15 protein-coding genes are annotated in these 15251 nt (G+C 64.3%); 7 read left to right on the top strand and 8 right to left on the bottom strand.

Features of this window, described 5'->3' with window-relative positions:
* Window positions 1-82: 82 nt before the first annotated feature.
* On the top strand, window positions 83-1279 hold the full coding sequence (locus FGL95_RS09270) for a DUF5685 family protein (protein WP_240962904.1): 1197 nt from the start codon (window positions 83-85) through the stop codon (window positions 1277-1279).
* Here FGL95_RS09270 and FGL95_RS09275 read toward each other — a convergent pair.
* From FGL95_RS09275 to FGL95_RS09285, 3 genes are read right to left on the bottom strand one after another with little or no spacing between them, the layout of a single operon-like run.
* Window positions 1276-2049, bottom strand: a complete 774-nt coding sequence (locus tag FGL95_RS09275; RefSeq protein ID WP_169585967.1) for a glycerophosphodiester phosphodiesterase family protein — start codon at window positions 2047-2049, stop codon at window positions 1276-1278. The two genes, FGL95_RS09270 and FGL95_RS09275, sit on opposite strands and share 4 nt — an antisense overlap.
* Window positions 2046-3071 carry a DUF4328 domain-containing protein gene (locus tag FGL95_RS09280; protein ID WP_169585968.1) on the bottom strand — a complete coding sequence of 342 codons (1026 nt, stop codon included), beginning with the start codon at window positions 3069-3071 and terminating at the stop codon, window positions 2046-2048. Before FGL95_RS09280 ends, FGL95_RS09275 begins: the two co-directional genes overlap by 4 nt.
* Window positions 3071-3382: a rhodanese-like domain-containing protein gene (locus FGL95_RS09285; protein WP_338079829.1), complete on the bottom strand. Its 312-nt coding sequence runs from the start codon at window positions 3380-3382 to the stop codon at window positions 3071-3073. The genes FGL95_RS09280 and FGL95_RS09285 overlap by 1 nt, the downstream gene beginning before the upstream one ends.
* A gap of 479 nt (window positions 3383-3861) precedes the next feature.
* On the opposite strand from FGL95_RS09285, the gene FGL95_RS09290 reads away from it, so the two are divergent.
* On the top strand, window positions 3862-4458 hold the full coding sequence (locus FGL95_RS09290) for a hypothetical protein (protein ID WP_169585969.1): 597 nt from the start codon (window positions 3862-3864) through the stop codon (window positions 4456-4458).
* 6 nt (window positions 4459-4464) lie between these two features.
* Here the strand turns inward: FGL95_RS09290 and msrA are convergent, their stop codons facing one another.
* Together msrA and FGL95_RS09300 are read right to left on the bottom strand one after the other, a co-directional pair.
* Window positions 4465-5133 (bottom strand): peptide-methionine (S)-S-oxide reductase MsrA, encoded by a 669-nt coding sequence (gene msrA, locus FGL95_RS09295; protein ID WP_169585970.1) that lies wholly within the window; start codon window positions 5131-5133, stop codon window positions 4465-4467.
* Window positions 5072-6211, bottom strand: coding sequence for an acyltransferase family protein (locus tag FGL95_RS09300; RefSeq protein ID WP_169586992.1), 1140 nt, complete (start codon window positions 6209-6211; stop codon window positions 5072-5074). Before FGL95_RS09300 ends, msrA begins: the two co-directional genes overlap by 62 nt.
* Window positions 6212-6458: 247 nt before the next feature.
* Between FGL95_RS09300 and FGL95_RS09305 the strand changes: the two genes are divergently transcribed.
* From FGL95_RS09305 to FGL95_RS09315, 3 genes are all read left to right on the top strand, one after another.
* Window positions 6459-7079, top strand: a complete 621-nt coding sequence (locus FGL95_RS09305) for a Fe-Mn family superoxide dismutase (RefSeq protein WP_169585971.1) — start codon at window positions 6459-6461, stop codon at window positions 7077-7079.
* A gap of 144 nt (window positions 7080-7223) precedes the next feature.
* Entirely contained in the window at window positions 7224-7763 is a 540-nt protein-coding gene (locus FGL95_RS09310; protein WP_169585972.1) for a peptidase, read from the top strand.
* Window positions 7764-7867: 104 nt separating this feature from the next.
* A complete protein-coding gene (locus tag FGL95_RS09315) occupies window positions 7868-8539 on the top strand; it encodes a TMEM165/GDT1 family protein (protein ID WP_169585973.1) in 672 nt (223 codons plus the stop codon).
* Here FGL95_RS09315 and FGL95_RS09320 read toward each other — a convergent pair.
* Entirely contained in the window at window positions 8508-10205 is a 1698-nt protein-coding gene (locus tag FGL95_RS09320) for a patatin-like phospholipase family protein (protein ID WP_169585974.1), read from the bottom strand. The genes FGL95_RS09315 and FGL95_RS09320 overlap by 32 nt on opposite strands.
* Before the next feature lie 87 nt (window positions 10206-10292).
* Entirely contained in the window at window positions 10293-12113 is a 1821-nt protein-coding gene (locus tag FGL95_RS09325; RefSeq protein ID WP_169585975.1) for an NAD(P)/FAD-dependent oxidoreductase, read from the bottom strand.
* A 122-nt stretch (window positions 12114-12235) separates the two neighbouring features.
* On the opposite strand from FGL95_RS09325, the gene FGL95_RS09330 reads away from it, so the two are divergent.
* Entirely contained in the window at window positions 12236-13282 is a 1047-nt protein-coding gene (locus FGL95_RS09330; RefSeq protein ID WP_169585976.1) for a 2,3-butanediol dehydrogenase, read from the top strand.
* Window positions 13283-13336: 54 nt separating this feature from the next.
* Entirely contained in the window at window positions 13337-14626 is a 1290-nt protein-coding gene (locus tag FGL95_RS09335; protein WP_169585977.1) for a helix-turn-helix domain-containing protein, read from the top strand.
* Window positions 14627-14669: 43 nt separating this feature from the next.
* Here FGL95_RS09335 and FGL95_RS32305 read toward each other — a convergent pair whose 3' ends face one another.
* Complete coding sequence (locus tag FGL95_RS32305) at window positions 14670-15233, bottom strand: TerD family protein (RefSeq protein ID WP_169586994.1); 564 nt, start codon at window positions 15231-15233, stop codon at window positions 14670-14672.
* Between the last annotated feature and the right edge of the window lie 18 nt (window positions 15234-15251).

Raw genomic sequence — 15251 nt, forward strand, 5'->3', positions numbered from 1 at the left:
GCACCCCTCCAGCATCGATTGCTCGATAAAACTTAACAACAATCAGTGCACACTTAGAGCTTCTGACGAATATTCTGCTCGCATGTTCGGGATTGTTCGGCCGTGTCAGCACCGGCTGTCGGAAGGAATGCGAACCCAGTGGATGGCCCATCTGTGCGGGCTGTGTCTGGCATTACGCGACGACCACGGCCAACTAGCCCGGGTCGCAACCAATTACGACGGGTTGATCGTGTCGGTGCTGACCGAAGCCCAATCCGACCAGTCCGGCCAGTGGCGACGCACCGCAGGCCCGTGCCCCTTACGTGGCATGCGGACCGCCTCGGTCGCCCAAGGCGAAGGCGCCCGACTCGCGGCAGCGGTGTCGTTGGTGCTGGCCTCGGCCAAGGTGTCCGACCACATCGCCGACCGCGACGGGATCCTCGCCCGCAGACCGGTCGCCGTCGCAGCACGCAAAGTCGCCGCAGGCTGGGACCGCAAAGGCGCACTCGCCGGGCTCGACCTCGGATTCGACACCGCAGTATTGGTCGACGCCGTCACCCGCCAGACCGCGCTCGAAACCTCAGGTGTGCACAACGTCTTGACGGTGACCGAACCGACCGAAACCGCGACCGCGGCAGCCTTCGCCCACACCGCGGTGTTGGCGGGGCGACCGCAGAACCAGGCTGCACTGGCCGAAGCGGGCCGGTTGTTCGGTCGGCTCGCGCACTTGTTGGACGCGGTCGAAGACCAGACCGCCGATCTGATCGCCGGTGCATGGAATCCGATCACTGCGACCGACACCGACCTGGTCACGGTCCGCCGGTGGTGCGACGACGCGGTCACCGGAGTGCGATTGGCCTTGCAGGACGTGGACTTCGTCGACCAGAAACTCGCCCATATCCTGCTCGCCCACGAACTCGAACACTCCGTCGACCGAGTCTTCGGGACCGCCGGGCACCAAATCGTCGCGTCGAACCAGCGCCGTGGGGTCAGCCGCCGTATGGCGGGCAGCAGCAGCCGTACGGACAGCAACAGCCCTACGGACAGGCGGGTTGGGGTGCGCCGCCGCCGCAGTACGGCGCGCAGCCGCCTGGTCCGCCGCGGCGCGGACTGTTCGCCGGCTGCGCGGTCTGGACCGGACAATGCTGCACCGGTCAGTTGTGCTGCAGGAATCCGTACGAGGACGCGTGGGATCGGCGGCGCAAGCTCGGCTGGTGCCGCAATGATCCCAACAGACGACGCGACAGCGACTGCACAGATTGCTGCGACTGCTGTGATTGCACCTAGCCGAATCGGCTAGGCCGAGGACTCCGTCAGCAGCGACTTCGTCCGCCCAGGGTGGTTGGTGGCGATCCAGCTGACACCGAGCTCGCGGCAGTAGGTGATGTCGTCGGCGTTGTCGACGGTCCAGCAATAGGTCGCGCGGCCTGCTGCGGCTGCTCGGTCCACGAGTTCAGGATGGTCGCGCAGCGTCTTGATCGACGGACCGACCGCTGTCGCGCCGACGGTCGTCGCAGCTCCGCCGCCTAGATACCGTGACGAGTCGCCCAGCAGCACGGTCGGTAGCAGCGGTGCGGATCGCCGGATCCGCCACACCGCCGTTGCCGAAAACGACATCACGACCGCGCGAGAGTGCGCCGCGGACGGCGGTGACGCGATACCGAACCGCTGCAACTCCGCGAGCACCTTGTTCTCCACGAGCCCGCCGTAGCGGACCGGATGCTTCGTTTCGACGAAGAGCTTGGTCGGCCGACTTTTCCAATCCAGAACCAGCGTGATGAGCTCGGCCAAGGTCAGCACTTGGGCAGGCTCGCCATCACCGCCGAAATCGAGTTCCTGCATCTGTTCGAGGGTCAACTCGCTGACCAGGCCGGTGCCGGAGGAGGTGCGGTCGACGGTCCGATCGTGCACGCAGACGAGATAGCCGTCGCGGGTCAACCTGACATCGCACTCGAGCCCGTCCGCGCCTTCGCGCAGCGCAAGTTCGTAAGCCGCCAACGTGTGTTCTTGGCGGGCTGCAGAGGCTCCCCGGTGCGCGACCACAAAGGGTGCCCGACTGTCCGGGCTCACTTCGCCATGACCTCCTGCTGGGCTGTCTCGTCTTTACGCTCGTCTTCACGCTCGTCTTCACGCTCGGCTGCACTGCGCACCGGCTCGATCACCGGCCGTGCCGGGCCGGTCGCCACTGTCCAACGCTTCGGCGCGCGGCGCCGTCCAAGCACATCATGACCGTCGATCGTGCGGATCACCAGGATCGTCAAAAGGGCGACACACGCTGCGACGATATCGGCAAAAGCGTTGAACGAGACGCTATCGGCCTCGCCTTGATACGAACCGTTGAAATGCCACAGGACAGAAGCGACTGAAACCGCTGCGCCGAACACCCATGCACACCACCAAACTCGGATGAGCTTGCGGGTGCGCGGTAGTGCCGTACGGGTGAACTCCTCGAGAAAGACCCCTGGGAACACCAAGTTGACCACCGGAACGAGGCAGCCCAGCGCCAGGATCCTCGTGCTGCGAGTGTCGGTTCGATCCACCCGCGCGAATTCCCGCTGCCGCGCGGCCCTGAGCCACCCCACACATGCGACGGCGGCGGCGACGGCCAGCACGGGCGCAAGAATTCCGGTCGCCCACACAGTGGCGTCGGAAACTGCCAATAGCGTCGGATCGATCAATCTCGTCCGGTTCCGCAGGAGGATGCCGTAGCGACCCGCCTCGGCGAGTGCCGCGAGGATGAACATGACGGCCGTCGCGGCGAGAAGCGGGACAGCTTTGGCACCGAGTACGGCCAGACGCGATTGCGGTTCGGGCTCCGAATCGGCAGGCAGGTCGACAAATCCCCAGCGGGGGATGTACGAATAGCGCGGCGTCGCGGCAGGTCGTGCGACAGCAGGTGCTGGTTTGACCACGTTGGCATCGGGCCGTCGCGCGACCCACCGAACGGTCCGTCGCGGACCTTCCGCACCTGGTGCGAGCAGCGCGCCGTTGCATCGCGGGCACCACTGGGCCGGCCCGCCGGGCACTCGCCATTTCGCGCCGCACCGCGAACAGACCTGCACCACGCTGGCTCGCTGCCTAGGGGCGTTCATCAGTAGATCTTCGCCTCACCTTCACCGTCGCGCGTCAACGGCCGGCCCGCCTTCTGCCAAGCCACCATTCCGTCGCGGACATTGACGGCCTCATACCCGATGCTCTGCAGATATTCGACCACGACCGCCGAACGGCCACCCTGTCGGCACACCACATAGATATCGGCGTCGATATCGATTTCGTCCAGGCGAGCCGGAACGTCTTCCATCGGGATGTGCACGGCCCCGGGGGCGTGGCCGAGTTCCCATTCGTCGTCCTCGCGAACGTCGAGAAGAACCTCGGTGTCGGTCCTGTCGAGGGGGACTTCGATCGCTGCTACCGAGACGGCGCCTTCTTTCGTCACATCATCGATAGTGTCACGGCCCCGCAGTGGCGCAAACCGCCCCTAATCCGGCAGTTGGATAATTTCCAGCGAACACGAGCGTGCGGTCGGATTCTCGAGTTATCCACCACATTCGACACCAATCTGTGATGCGCATCACCACTTGTTGGTGTGTTATCCACAGTATCCACAGCCTCGTCCACAGAACGGACCTATCAACGGAACCTTTTTCCACAGGCTTCCACTATCGGAGCAACCTTCAAGCCGCAGCTCACAGACGCGGCAGCCGGTCCGGGTCCCTCCCCTCCAAGGACCCGAACCGGCTGTCGGTCTGTACGCAAGTAGTCGACTTCCCTACATCTACTCAGACGGCGCTTCGCCCCGATCGGTTCCATCCAATCGACCAAAGATTTCGGGTCCAGCCCGCTCGACCATCCGAGCCGGTACCGATCGGATAGCCTGACGACGTGGATCTGACCGAAGCCCAACGCCGCGGACTGAACACAGCACTCTCCGAGGCCACGTGCCTCGGCCTCGATATCGACGAGGCCGGCGCGACCGCTGCGGTGACCTTGGAGGTGCTGGCCCTACCAGTAGACGGGGCAACTGCAGCCGGCCGAACCGTCGTTCTGCACCTATCCGGTGTCGGACGGATCGCGGCTTCGCTGCGCAGCCAGGAATGGGACGAAGCCAAGCCCACCGTCTATCCGCTGGCGCTCGGCGACCTGCACGACGCCATCGAGAGTTTCGGCGGCACCCACTTGCACGGCTGGGAGTTCATCGACCTGCCGGACAGCAGCTGGAAGCAGTGGTTCCACCTGCTGAGTCTCGATACGACGTTGTCGGACGAACCCGCATCCCACGTCCTCGAGCTGTCGCAGGAAGAGGGAGTCGATCCGCGCGAGCTCGACCTGCGGGTGTGGTTCAACGACCTCGACATCGCCGATGCCGACGGCCAGCCGATCAAGCTGGAAGATTTCATCGAGTGCGGTGTGAAGTGGTGGGCTGCACACGATTCCGGCGACCCGCGGACGCGGAACGCTGACATCGCACCGCCGCTGTAGCTGCTCCTAGGCGCCCAACCCGACAGGGCAGCTGACGCCCGTCGCGTGCACAGGACAGTAGCCGCCCGGATTCTTCGCGAGATACTGCTGGTGATAGCCCTCGGCGTAGTAGAACTCGCCGAGCGGCGCGATCTCGGTCGTCACTGCGCCATAGCCCGCTGCTGCGAGTCGCTCGCCGTAGGCGGCCGCGGTGGACCGCGCGACCTCGGCCTGTGAATCGTTGGCTGTGTAAATCCCGGAGCGATACTGCGTGCCGACATCGTTGCCCTGCCGCATGCCCTGCGTCGGGTCGTGGTTCTCCCAGAAATGGGCCAGGATGCCCGCGTAACCGATCACTTCCGGATCGAATACGACAAGCACAGCTTCGCTGTGGCCGGTGCGCCCCGAACAGGTTTCTTCGTAGGTCGGGTTGGGCGTGAAGCCGCCAGTGTAGCCGACTGCGGTCGTGTACACGCCGTCCAGCTGCCAGAACTCCTTCTCGGCGCCCCAGAAGCAACCCATTGCCACGACGGCCATCTCCAGACCGTCAGGGAAGGGCGGTCGCAGCGGGTGACCGTTCACGAAATGCGCGTCGGGCACTTTCATCGCCTGCGCGCGCCCGGGAAGGGCTTCGTCAGCTGCCACCATCGACGACTTCGCGCCGACCTTGCCGAGTAGCTCCTGGAACCAAGACATGATTCGACGATACGCGGCTGACAGCCGGTGATTTGGCGCCAAATCTTACAGAAATCCAACGGCTCCCGGGTAATTCGACCCATCGGTACAAGGCCTCGGCGGCAAGGCCTGTGACGACGAGGAACGTCACGATTGCGGCATTCTGACCGATGAAGTCCACGGTCCACTCGTAGGTGCGATAGAGGATCAGCGTGTGCAGGAGGTAGATCGCGTAGCTGCGCGTTCCGAGCCAGCGCACGATCGCCGAGCGCGCGATTGCGCTGTTGTTCTTGGCGAGGAGCAGGACCGCTAGGGCCACGACGACCATCGTCCGTACGTAGTGGTCGTCGAGACCGTAGGCGTGCGATTCGGTCGCCAACTCGAGCACCTCGGCCTGCGCCACGATCGCAACGACAGTCCACGGCCAGGTGGTGAGTTTCGCCCATTGGAGATACATCACCTGACCGATGAAGATCGCGGGCATCGTCGCGGCGACCTTCGACAGCATCGGCACGGTTGCCACGGCAGGGACGGTCAAGTTGTAGATCAGCATCGCCTCGCACACGATGGCACCGATGATCGGTACCGCAATCGGCACCGACCGCAGCACCGGGCGCACGGCAACGCAGAACAGATAAAACATGACCTGGACTACGAGCGTCCAGGTCACCTGCAACACCGCGACCTCGGGTTTGGCGAAAAAGCCGCCGAGAACGAAGCTCAGCAGAGCCTCACCGTTGGAGATCCCGTCCTGACCGCTGAACATCGTGTTGATGCCGAGGCGGACGAGCACGATCGCCAGCAATACCGCCAGCCACAACGACGGCAACAGCCGCCCGATGCGGTTGACCAGGAAGCGGCCAGGCGCGTCTCTGATCGCCGATCGCGTGATGAGGAGACCTGTCACCACCATGAACGCTGCGACGCCGAGAAACGCCAGGTGTTGGTTGAGCCGCGCAACATCGACCAGGAGGAAGTTGGCTCTGGTAACGAGCCACCAGTCCGAATGGGCATCGTCGATCAGGTAGTACGAGATGTGCGAATAGAGAACGGCAACGACGGCCAAGGCTCGGATCAGATCGACGCCTGGGAGCAGCACGCGCGGCGCGCGGCGCGCGGCGTTACTCGGAGGTTCAGCCGCGGCTCCATTCACGCGACCTGATGTTAAGCCCCCGTTCACCTTGGGCGCGACTCGAAGCGGTCCGTTGGGAGCAAGGACACAACCTCTGTGATCATCTCGATCGAGTGGGGTGTACGAATGGTACGAGGTGGATAACCTCCGAATCGAAAGCCATTAATGCGGCAGCGAGCACAGCTTTCTCGCTCGCCAAGACGGAAGGAAACTCGTGGCTGAGTACACACTGCCGGACCTCGACTATGACTACGCGGCTCTGGAGCCGCACATCTCGGGCCAGATCAACGAGATTCATCACTCCAAGCACCATGCTGCTTACGTCGCCGGCGTGAACAGTGCGGTCGCCAAGCTGGAAGAGGCCCGCGAGAAGGAAGACCACGCGGCGATCTTCCTCAACGAGAAGAACCTCGCGTTCCACCTCGGTGGCCACGTGAACCACTCCATCTGGTGGAAGAACCTCTCGCCCAACGGTGGCGACAAGCCCGAAGGCGATCTGGCGGCGGCAATCGACGACCAGTTCGGTTCGTTCGACAAGTTCCGTGCGCAGTTCACCGCGGCAGCGAACGGTCTGCAGGGGTCCGGCTGGGCGGTCCTGGGTTACGACACCCTCGGCCAGAAGCTGCTCACCTTCCAGCTGTACGACCAGCAGGCCAACGTCCCGCTCGGCATCGTTCCGCTGCTCCAGGTCGACATGTGGGAGCACGCCTTCTACTTGCAGTACAAGAACGTCAAGGCCGATTACGTCAAGGCGTTCTGGAACGTCGTCAACTGGGCCGACGTGCAGGACCGCTTTGCCAAGGCGACCACTCAGGCCGCCGGTCTCATTTTCTGACCACTCATTTTCTGAACACAAACTGTGCGCGAGTTTCACCCCTGGAGGGGTGAGACTCGCGCACAGTTCACTTCTGGCACTCTGGGCTACTTGTGTGCCAGCCCTGTTGTGCCGCATCCTCCGTATCTAGCAGGAGGTTGTGCGATGGGTACAAACGACTTCGGTCATGAGCTTGTTGGAATCTCGCCCTTTCACGCCGATGGCACCCTGCGCGGGTTCGTCATCTCGGGTCGGTGGCCCAATACCACCAAGGAATGGGCCCAGTTACTGGTGCTCGCGGTGCGGGTCGCAACGATGCCTGGGCTGCTTCCGACCACCACAGTGTTCGGCGCGCGAGAAGAATTACCGGACGACCCGGAGCCGGGCACCGTGGGTCTCGTCCTTGCCGAAGGGCCAGTGCTGGGCGAGTGTGCCGTCAGTCCAGGCAGGTTCGCAGTCCACCAACCGCCCGCATTGCTGATGCTGCATCCCCCGTCGGAGACTCGCCCCTCGTTGCCGGAATGCGTTGGCGCCGCGTCGGGATGCCTTCTGCTGCCAGGGATTCCGCATCTCGGTCTCGAGCACCGCGCTGCGTGGGTCGAGACCGAAGCCGACGGAACGGTCACGTCGATGATCAGCCGAGTCGGCGTCGATCCCATCAGCCATCCCGATACCGCAGTTTTGGCGATGCTTCTGGCCGCGTAAGGGCACCCGAATTCTCGCGGTCGGATCGCCAAACTTATTGTGCGCATTGCGATTTCGGCAACACTCGCTTTGCGATCGTGTACTCGGCCGGGTACGGTCGAAGCATGTTGTCGGCCATGTTGTTGAGCTGCGGAGTCATCTTCGTGGCTGAGCTGGGCGACAAATCACAGCTGATGGCGATGACCTTCGCATTGCGGCACAAGTGGTGGATCGTCCTCGGGGGCATCACAGCCGCGACCGCCGGCGTCCACCTGGTGTCGGTCGGAATCGGCCACTACGTCGGTGCAGCACTGCCGACGAACCTGATCGGCATTGTCGGCGGAATCGCATTCCTGGCCTTCGGCCTCTGGACATTGCGCGGCGACACGCTGACCGACAAGGAGGCGATGCGAGCAGCGAGAGCCAACGCGCCCGCCTTCTTCGCCGTGGTGTCGGCCTTCCTCTTGGCCGAACTCGGCGACAAGACGATGCTCGCCACGGTCACGCTCGCGGCCGACAGCGACTGGGTCGGTGTCTGGATCGGTTCGACGGTCGGCATGGTCGCCGCAGACGCACTCGCGATCGCCGTCGGTGCGGTGCTGGGCAAGCGCCTCCCCGAAGACGTCATTCGACTCGGCGCAGGTGGCCTGTTCCTGTTCTCCGGCGCGTGGATGCTGCTGGAGCCAGTAGTTCCCATGGTTGTCGCAATTGCCGTCGCCGCACTTGCAGCGGCAGGGACGACCGCACTGTGGGCCCGCCTTCGTCCTAGCGCGAAATCCCCGGTACGCGTCGGGTGATCTGCCGCCACGCCGGAGTCGGTGGTTCCGGCACAGTGCGCGCCGCCTCGAGCACCTCGCTCATCGGTCGCGGTTCGACAGAGTTCGACACAGCTTTCTTGCGTGGGCGCTTCGGCTTCGGCGGGCTGGTGCCCTCCCACCAAATCGGTTCGAGCATGTGCTTCACGAACGGCAACGACGCTTCGATGGAATCGCGACCCCACCCGGTCGCGCGGTCGAACGCTTGCGGCGACGGCGCCAGGTTGATCAGCGACAACGTGGGCGCGAACCGGGTGATCCGATCGGCGTGCGGTGCATTCGCCACCATCTGAACTTGCAGCGCTTGCGTCAGCGGCTGCAGCCAGAGATGCCTCGGATTCCATTGCGGGTGCAAGCAGTCCCAGACGAAGTAGCAGGCGTTGCGCGTACCCAGCTTCCCTGACTGGACCCGCTTCCACGCGAGTTCCGCGGGTACGTTGCTCGCTGCGCCGCCGTCGACCAGTGCCGCGACGTCGTGCTGGTCCAGCAGCTGATCGAGCCGTGCTTGCGCCCGCGGATCATGGCTCTCGTGATGAAGCACCCCCGGAATGGAGGCCGAGAATCCGACGGCGTCGATCACGTTGATCTCGGCGGTGAGGTCGTCGGCGCCCAGGACAATCGGCTTCACAACCCGGGTATCGACGAATGCCGCGACCTGCCACAGCCGCGACGCCAGTGCAGTGCTCGCGGCCAGTTTGACGTGCGGCATCGCCCGGAAACCCAACGAGGCGAATTCCGATCGGCGGAAGCGACCGGGTAACCGGTCGAACGACTGCTTGCGGACACCGGCAACGACGGTCTCGAATGGGATGGCCTGATCCTTCATCCGCATCTGCGCACCGTCGGCAGTGCGGAAGACGTTGTCGGCAAACTCGTCGAACTTCAACGAGAAGATGCTGGTCAGACCATGTTTACGGTAGCCGGTTTCGGGCGAGAGAATCTTGCGCAGCTCGAGCGTCTTCGCCCACTCGATGTATTCGTCCAATGGGACCGGCAGCGACCGCGCGAAGATGCTCCCGATCACAGCGCCGATCGACGACGACAGCACGTATGCCGGGATCAGGTCCTCCTCGAGCATTCGCTGCAAAGCGCCGAGGTAGACGTATCCGGCGCCCCCGCCGCCGCCGAAGACCGACACGAGAGATTTGTAGCCGACCTCAGCGTCCAGTTCGGCGAGTGAGAAGTCTTTGGAATGATTCTCGGCAAGTTCTTTGCGCGCTGTTTCCAGCGGCTCGATCAGCCCGACGAGCGCCGCTTTCGCCTCGACGAGCCGCTGCTCGAGATCCGGCTCGACGCGCAGCGAATCGTGCAGATCGGCAAGTACGCGACTTCGCAGCGGTGCCACCTCGTCTGTGACGTTCACATCGCCGCGCCCGCGCGTTCCACCCGGGCCTGCTACGCCTGGCTCGAAGTCCGTCAACCTGGCAAAACTGATCAGATACCGCAGCCGCCGAAACTCCTCGCGCGTCAGCACCTCGGGATGCTCGAGGTCCGCGCGACACAGCGCTGCTTCCATGTGCTGGAGCGCGAGGGTGGGGTTGGTACGCGCAAGGCCGACCTCTTCGGGAGCCTCGACGACGTCGGTCACGGGACCTTCGCCGATCACTGCAATGTCGTCGATATCGGCAACTTTGCCGTTCTTCTTCATGCAGACAAGTGTCGGGTATGCACGCCGGTTGTGAGTCTTTTCGACAGTCCTGGGACTGTCGAAAAGACTCACGAGCAGGACGGGCGGCTAACTCAGGTGATGGACTTCCTGCAGCCCGTAGACAGGGGTGGGCAGTCCTTCGTATCGCGCCTTGAGCTGCAGGGCGAGGTAGAGCGAATAGTGCCGGGACTGATGCAGATTCCCGCCGTGGAACCAGAGGTTCTGCTGCTGGGTGGGCTTCCACATGTTGCGCTGTTCGCCCTCCCACGGTCCGGGGTCTTTGGCCGTGTTGCTGCCCAGACCCCACACCTTGCCGACCTTGTCGGCCACTTCCTGACCCATGAGGTCGGCCGCCCAGCCGTTCATCGAGCCGTAGCCGGTCGCATAGACGACGACGTCAGCCGGCAGTTCGGTTCCGTTGGCCAGGATCACGGAGTTCTCGGTGAGCCGGTCGACCTGGCCGTGGGCCAGCTTGATGCTGCCGTCGGCGACCAAGTCGCAGGCACCGACGTCGATGTAGTAGCCGGACCCGCGACGCAGATACTTCATGAAGAGTCCGGAATCGTCGTCGCCCCAATCCAACTCGAACCCTGCCGCGGCGAGCCGGTCGTAGAAGTCCTTGTCGCGGATCCGGATTGCGTCGTATACCGGAATCTGGAACTCGTGCATGATCCGGTACGGCAGTGACGCGAAGGTCAGATCCGCCTTCTCGGTGGTCATGCCCGAGGCAACCGCCCGTTCCGAGTAGAGGTCACCGAGCCCGATCTCCATCAGCGAATCCGATTTCACGATATGGGTCGACGACCGCTGCACCATCGTGACGTCGACGCCGTTCTCGAAAAGTGCCTTGCAGATGTCGTGCGCGGAGTTGTTGGACCCGATGACGACGGCACGTTTGCCGACGTAGCGGTCCGGGCCGGGGTGAGCGCTGGAGTGATGCTGCTCGCCCGCGAAGACGTCCTGCCCCGGCAACGTGGGAATGCTCGGCTTTCCCGACATGCCGGTTGCCAGGACCAGCTGGGTGGGATGCAGTGTGAGCCGCTCACCGTCGCGGTCGACCTCGACGGTCCATCGTTTCTCGGTCTCGTCGAAGCTCGCCGACAGACAGGTCGTCTTGGACCAATACGGCACCTCCATGACCCTGGTGTAGAACTCCAGCCAGTCGCCGATCTTGTCCTTCGGCGCGAACACGGGCCAGTTCTGCGGGAACGGCAAGTACGGCAGGTGGTCGTACCAGACCGGGTCGTGCAGGCACAGGGACTTGTAGCGCTTCCGCCACTGGTCACCGGGACGGTCGTACTTGTCGACGACGATGGCGGGCACGCCGAGTTGCCGCAGACGCGCACCGAGCGCGATTCCGCCTTGGCCGCCGCCGACCACCAGCGTGTAAGGCTGCACGGTGAGCCCTAGCGAGGCCTCTTCGTCCTCGCGCTTCTCGGCCCACGACCGGGTGTCGGCGTCGGTGCCGTGCACCGCCCCCATGACGCGCGTCGGACCCTTGCGCTCCTCGTGCTCCTTGAGTTCCTGCAGTGCGGTCAGCAGCGTCCAGCACTCGTCACCTTTGAGGCGCAGATGTCCGGTACCGCGGCCGACGGCCGTCTCGAACTCGATGAATGCGGAGGTGACGTCGCCGTCGGCGGTTGCCTCCTCGCGGGTCCGGAACCCGGACGGGCTGGTCTCGGCGAGCCGCGCTGCGAGCATGTCCGCGACGCCGTCACGGCCTTCGACTGTCTTGATGTTCCAGGTGAAGGAGACGAGGTCGCGCCAAAAGCTGTCGACGGCGAATTTGGCGACGACCCGCTCGAGGTCGCGTTCGTGGAGTGCTGCTTCGAAATCGGCGAGCCATGCGTCGATACGGGCCTGCGGCGTAAGGGCGGCGGTGGCCGGCCGTTCAATAGTTTCGGTCATGTGACTCAGACCACACGAAGCGGGTTCGGACCCGCAAGAGTTGCAGTGCGTTGCAAGGCGCACTGCGATGCAACGGGATGCAACTCTTTCGCCGTGTGGTCGCGGTCACATAGACATGCGACATGAGAGCAGCTGTGTACTACGGACCGAACAAGCTCGAGGTCGCCGACGTCGCCGAGCCGAGCCCATCGCCAGGGACCGTGAAGGTGAAGGTCGGCTTCAACGGCATCTGCGGCACCGACCTGCACGAGTACTACGCAGGACCGATTTTCGTTCCGACCGAGCCACATCCACTGACCGGTCAGCAACTGCCGCTCACGATGGGCCACGAATTCGCCGGCGTGATCACCGAAGTCGGGGCGGGTGTCTCCGACTACGCCGAAGGCGATCGGGTGGCGATCATGCCCTTGTACCGCTGTGGGCATTGCCGACCGTGTCGAGCGGGCAACTACAACATCTGTCAGCAGATCGGTTTCCACGGGCTAATGTCCGATGGCGGCATGGCCGAGTACACCGTCGTGCCGACCGACATGCTGCACCGCCTGCCCAACAACGTATCGCTGGAGTTGGGCGCACTGGTCGAACCGATGTCGGTGGCCTACCACGCCGCTACCCTCGGCGAGCCCAATCCGGACGGCACCTCGATGGTGTTCGGCGCCGGACCGATCGGCATCGGACTCTGGTTTGCCTTGCGCGGCAAGGGCGTCGACGACGTCTTCGTCGTCGAACCGTCGGCAACCCGACGGGCGTCCATCGAAGCATTGGGTGCTCGCACGCTGGATCCGACAGCGGTCGACGTCCCAGCGTTCATCACCGACCACACCGACGGCGCGGGCGCCGACGCGGTCTTCGACGCCGCGGGCGTGACGCCGGCCGTAGCGACTGCCCTGGCTTGCGTCGGCGCCCGGCGACCGATGGTGAGCGTCGCCATCTACGAGAAACCGTTGACCACTCCACTACTCAATCTCGTCATGAACGAGTCCCGCATCCAGGGCTCGCTGTGCTACACCGCCGACGACTTCCAGGCCGTCATCGCTCTGATGGCGCAGGGCAAGTACGACACCACTGGCTGGGTGACCTCGATCGCCCTCGACGACGTGATCGAGGAGGGCTTCGAAGCCTTACATGCAGGCAAGAAGATGAAGGTCCTCGTCGATCCGACGACCTGACCGTTCGGGTAGGTGCAATGGCGCTGGTCTGTGATCGGGAGCACACTCGTGTTGATGCAAGAACTTCCCCGCCCCGAACCGGCCGTCGCGGTCGGCGAGGATCCACGGCACTATGCGCGGCTGATGTCGGCGGTCTACGACGCGACGATGGCAGGTGCGCGGGCACCTGCACGTCCGAGGTCGGTGATTCAGGACTCCTGGCAGCGGATGATGGCGAACGGTCTCGCCCCCGATCGGCTCGCTGCGCCCGTCGTCGAGACTGGCGCGCTGGAGATGCTGCGAAGGTCGTCGGGCCTGCTCGGGGTTCTCGACGAAGTCTCCCGAAACCTGGAAACCTTGATCGTCGAGGGCAACAACATCCTCGTCGTCGCTGACGCACTCGGACGGGTGCTCTGGCGCAGCGGATCCACATCGGTCCTCAACCACGCGGACCGGCTTGGCTTCGTCGAAGGCGCGCATTGGGGTGAGAATGCGGTCGGCACCAACGCTATCGGCACAGCGCTGGCATCCAACCGGGCCGTACAAGTCTTCTCCGCCGAGCACTACCAGCGCAGCCACCATCCCTGGACCTGTGCCGGAGCGCCGATCAAGGACCCCCGCACGGGCCAGGTCATTGGCGTGGTCGACGTATCGGGTCCGGCTGCGACGGTGCACCCGACCACGGTTGCTCTCGTCGACGTTGTTGCCCGGCTCGCGGAATCCCGGCTGCGCGAGCAACACGATCGGACCCTGAACCGGTTACGGTCCGTCGCGGCGCCGATCCTCGCGCGTATCGGTGCGCCTGCGCTAGCCGTCGATCATGACGGCTGGGTGGCTGCGGTCGACTCGCTGCCGCTGCACAACAGGATCCTGCTACCCGAGGAGACCGCTCCCGGACGGACGTGGGTGCCTCCGCTCGGTATGTGCGAGATCGAGTTGTTGCCCGGCGGTTGGCTGGTCCGGCCGACCGAGGACGACGCCACACCAGGTATCTCCCGTGTCACGCTGGACGTCCGTGACTCCTGTGCGCCGTCGCTGGAGATGGTCGGCCAGTTCGGCTGCTGGCGCCACGACATCTCGCCACGGCACGCGGAGATCCTGCTGGTCCTGGCGAACCATCGGGAGGGACGGTCCGCGCCCGACCTCGCCGACGATCTGTACGGCGACCGCAGCCGCGTGGTCACTGTGCGGGCCGAGATGTCGCGTCTACGAAAGCAACTCGCAGGGTTGGTCCACAGCCGTCCGTATCGATTCCCACCGTCTGCGGTCGTCGACGTCTGCTACCCGCCCGACCTGGCAACGTTGCTCGCTGCCTCGACGGCCCCCGCGATCCGAGCGCTGCGAACCCGCCCCATACCCTCGTGAGTCTTTTAGGAGTCCAGGGACTCCTAAAAGACTCACGAGCAGGTCAGGCGCTGAGACCGAAGCTACGGATGACGCCCTCAAGACCGTCGACGAATCCCTGCCCAACGGCGCGGAACTTCCAATCGGGGCCGTGCCGGTACAGCTCGCCGAAAATCATCGCGGTTTCGTTGTTCGACTGATGCGAAAGGTCGTAGCGAGTAATTTCGCGGCCGTCCGCCTGATTGACGACGCGGATGTAGGCATTCCGGACCTGGCCGAAGTTCTGGACCGCCTGGCCGTCGTGGATCGAGACCGCGAAACTGACCTTGTCAGCCTGCGGCGCGAGACGGACCAAGTCGACGTGAATCTGCTCGTCGTCGCCACCGCCGGCGCCGGTCGCATTGTCGCCTGCGTGATTGACCGCGCCATCGGGGCTGGTCAGGTTGTTGAAGAACACGAAATGCGCATCCGACAACGCCCGCCCGTCAGGTCCGGTGACCACCGCTGACGCATCGATGTCGACTGCTGCGCCGAAGCCGCTGACGTCCCACCCGAGTCCGATCGACACCGCCGTCAACCCCTGCGCTTGCTTGGTGAGGTTGATGTTGCCGCCCTTGGTCAGGTTGATGGCCCCTGTCGGCGGTGG

It is taken from the genome of Antrihabitans stalactiti, from assembly GCF_012932915.1.
Lineage (GTDB): Bacteria > Actinomycetota > Actinomycetes > Mycobacteriales > Mycobacteriaceae > Antrihabitans > Antrihabitans stalactiti.

What these genes read in the sequence shown, in the direction of transcription:
- FGL95_RS09270 (WP_240962904.1), top strand. Translation starts at nt 83, where the DNA reads ATGTTCGGGATTGTTCGGCCGTGTCAGCACCGGCTGTCGGAAGGAATG.
- FGL95_RS09280 (WP_169585968.1), bottom strand. Translation starts at nt 3,071, where the DNA reads ATGAACGCCCCTAGGCAGCGAGCCAGCGTGGTGCAGGTCTGTTCGCGG.
- msrA (WP_169585970.1), bottom strand. Translation starts at nt 5,133, where the DNA reads ATGTCTTGGTTCCAGGAGCTACTCGGCAAGGTCGGCGCGAAGTCGTCG.
- FGL95_RS09310 (WP_169585972.1), top strand. Translation starts at nt 7,224, where the DNA reads ATGGGTACAAACGACTTCGGTCATGAGCTTGTTGGAATCTCGCCCTTT.
- FGL95_RS09315 (WP_169585973.1), top strand. Translation starts at nt 7,868, where the DNA reads ATGTTGTCGGCCATGTTGTTGAGCTGCGGAGTCATCTTCGTGGCTGAG.
- FGL95_RS09320 (WP_169585974.1), bottom strand. Translation starts at nt 10,205, where the DNA reads ATGAAGAAGAACGGCAAAGTTGCCGATATCGACGACATTGCAGTGATC.
- FGL95_RS09325 (WP_169585975.1), bottom strand. Translation starts at nt 12,113, where the DNA reads ATGACCGAAACTATTGAACGGCCGGCCACCGCCGCCCTTACGCCGCAG.
- FGL95_RS09330 (WP_169585976.1), top strand. Translation starts at nt 12,236, where the DNA reads ATGAGAGCAGCTGTGTACTACGGACCGAACAAGCTCGAGGTCGCCGAC.
- FGL95_RS09335 (WP_169585977.1), top strand. Translation starts at nt 13,337, where the DNA reads ATGCAAGAACTTCCCCGCCCCGAACCGGCCGTCGCGGTCGGCGAGGAT.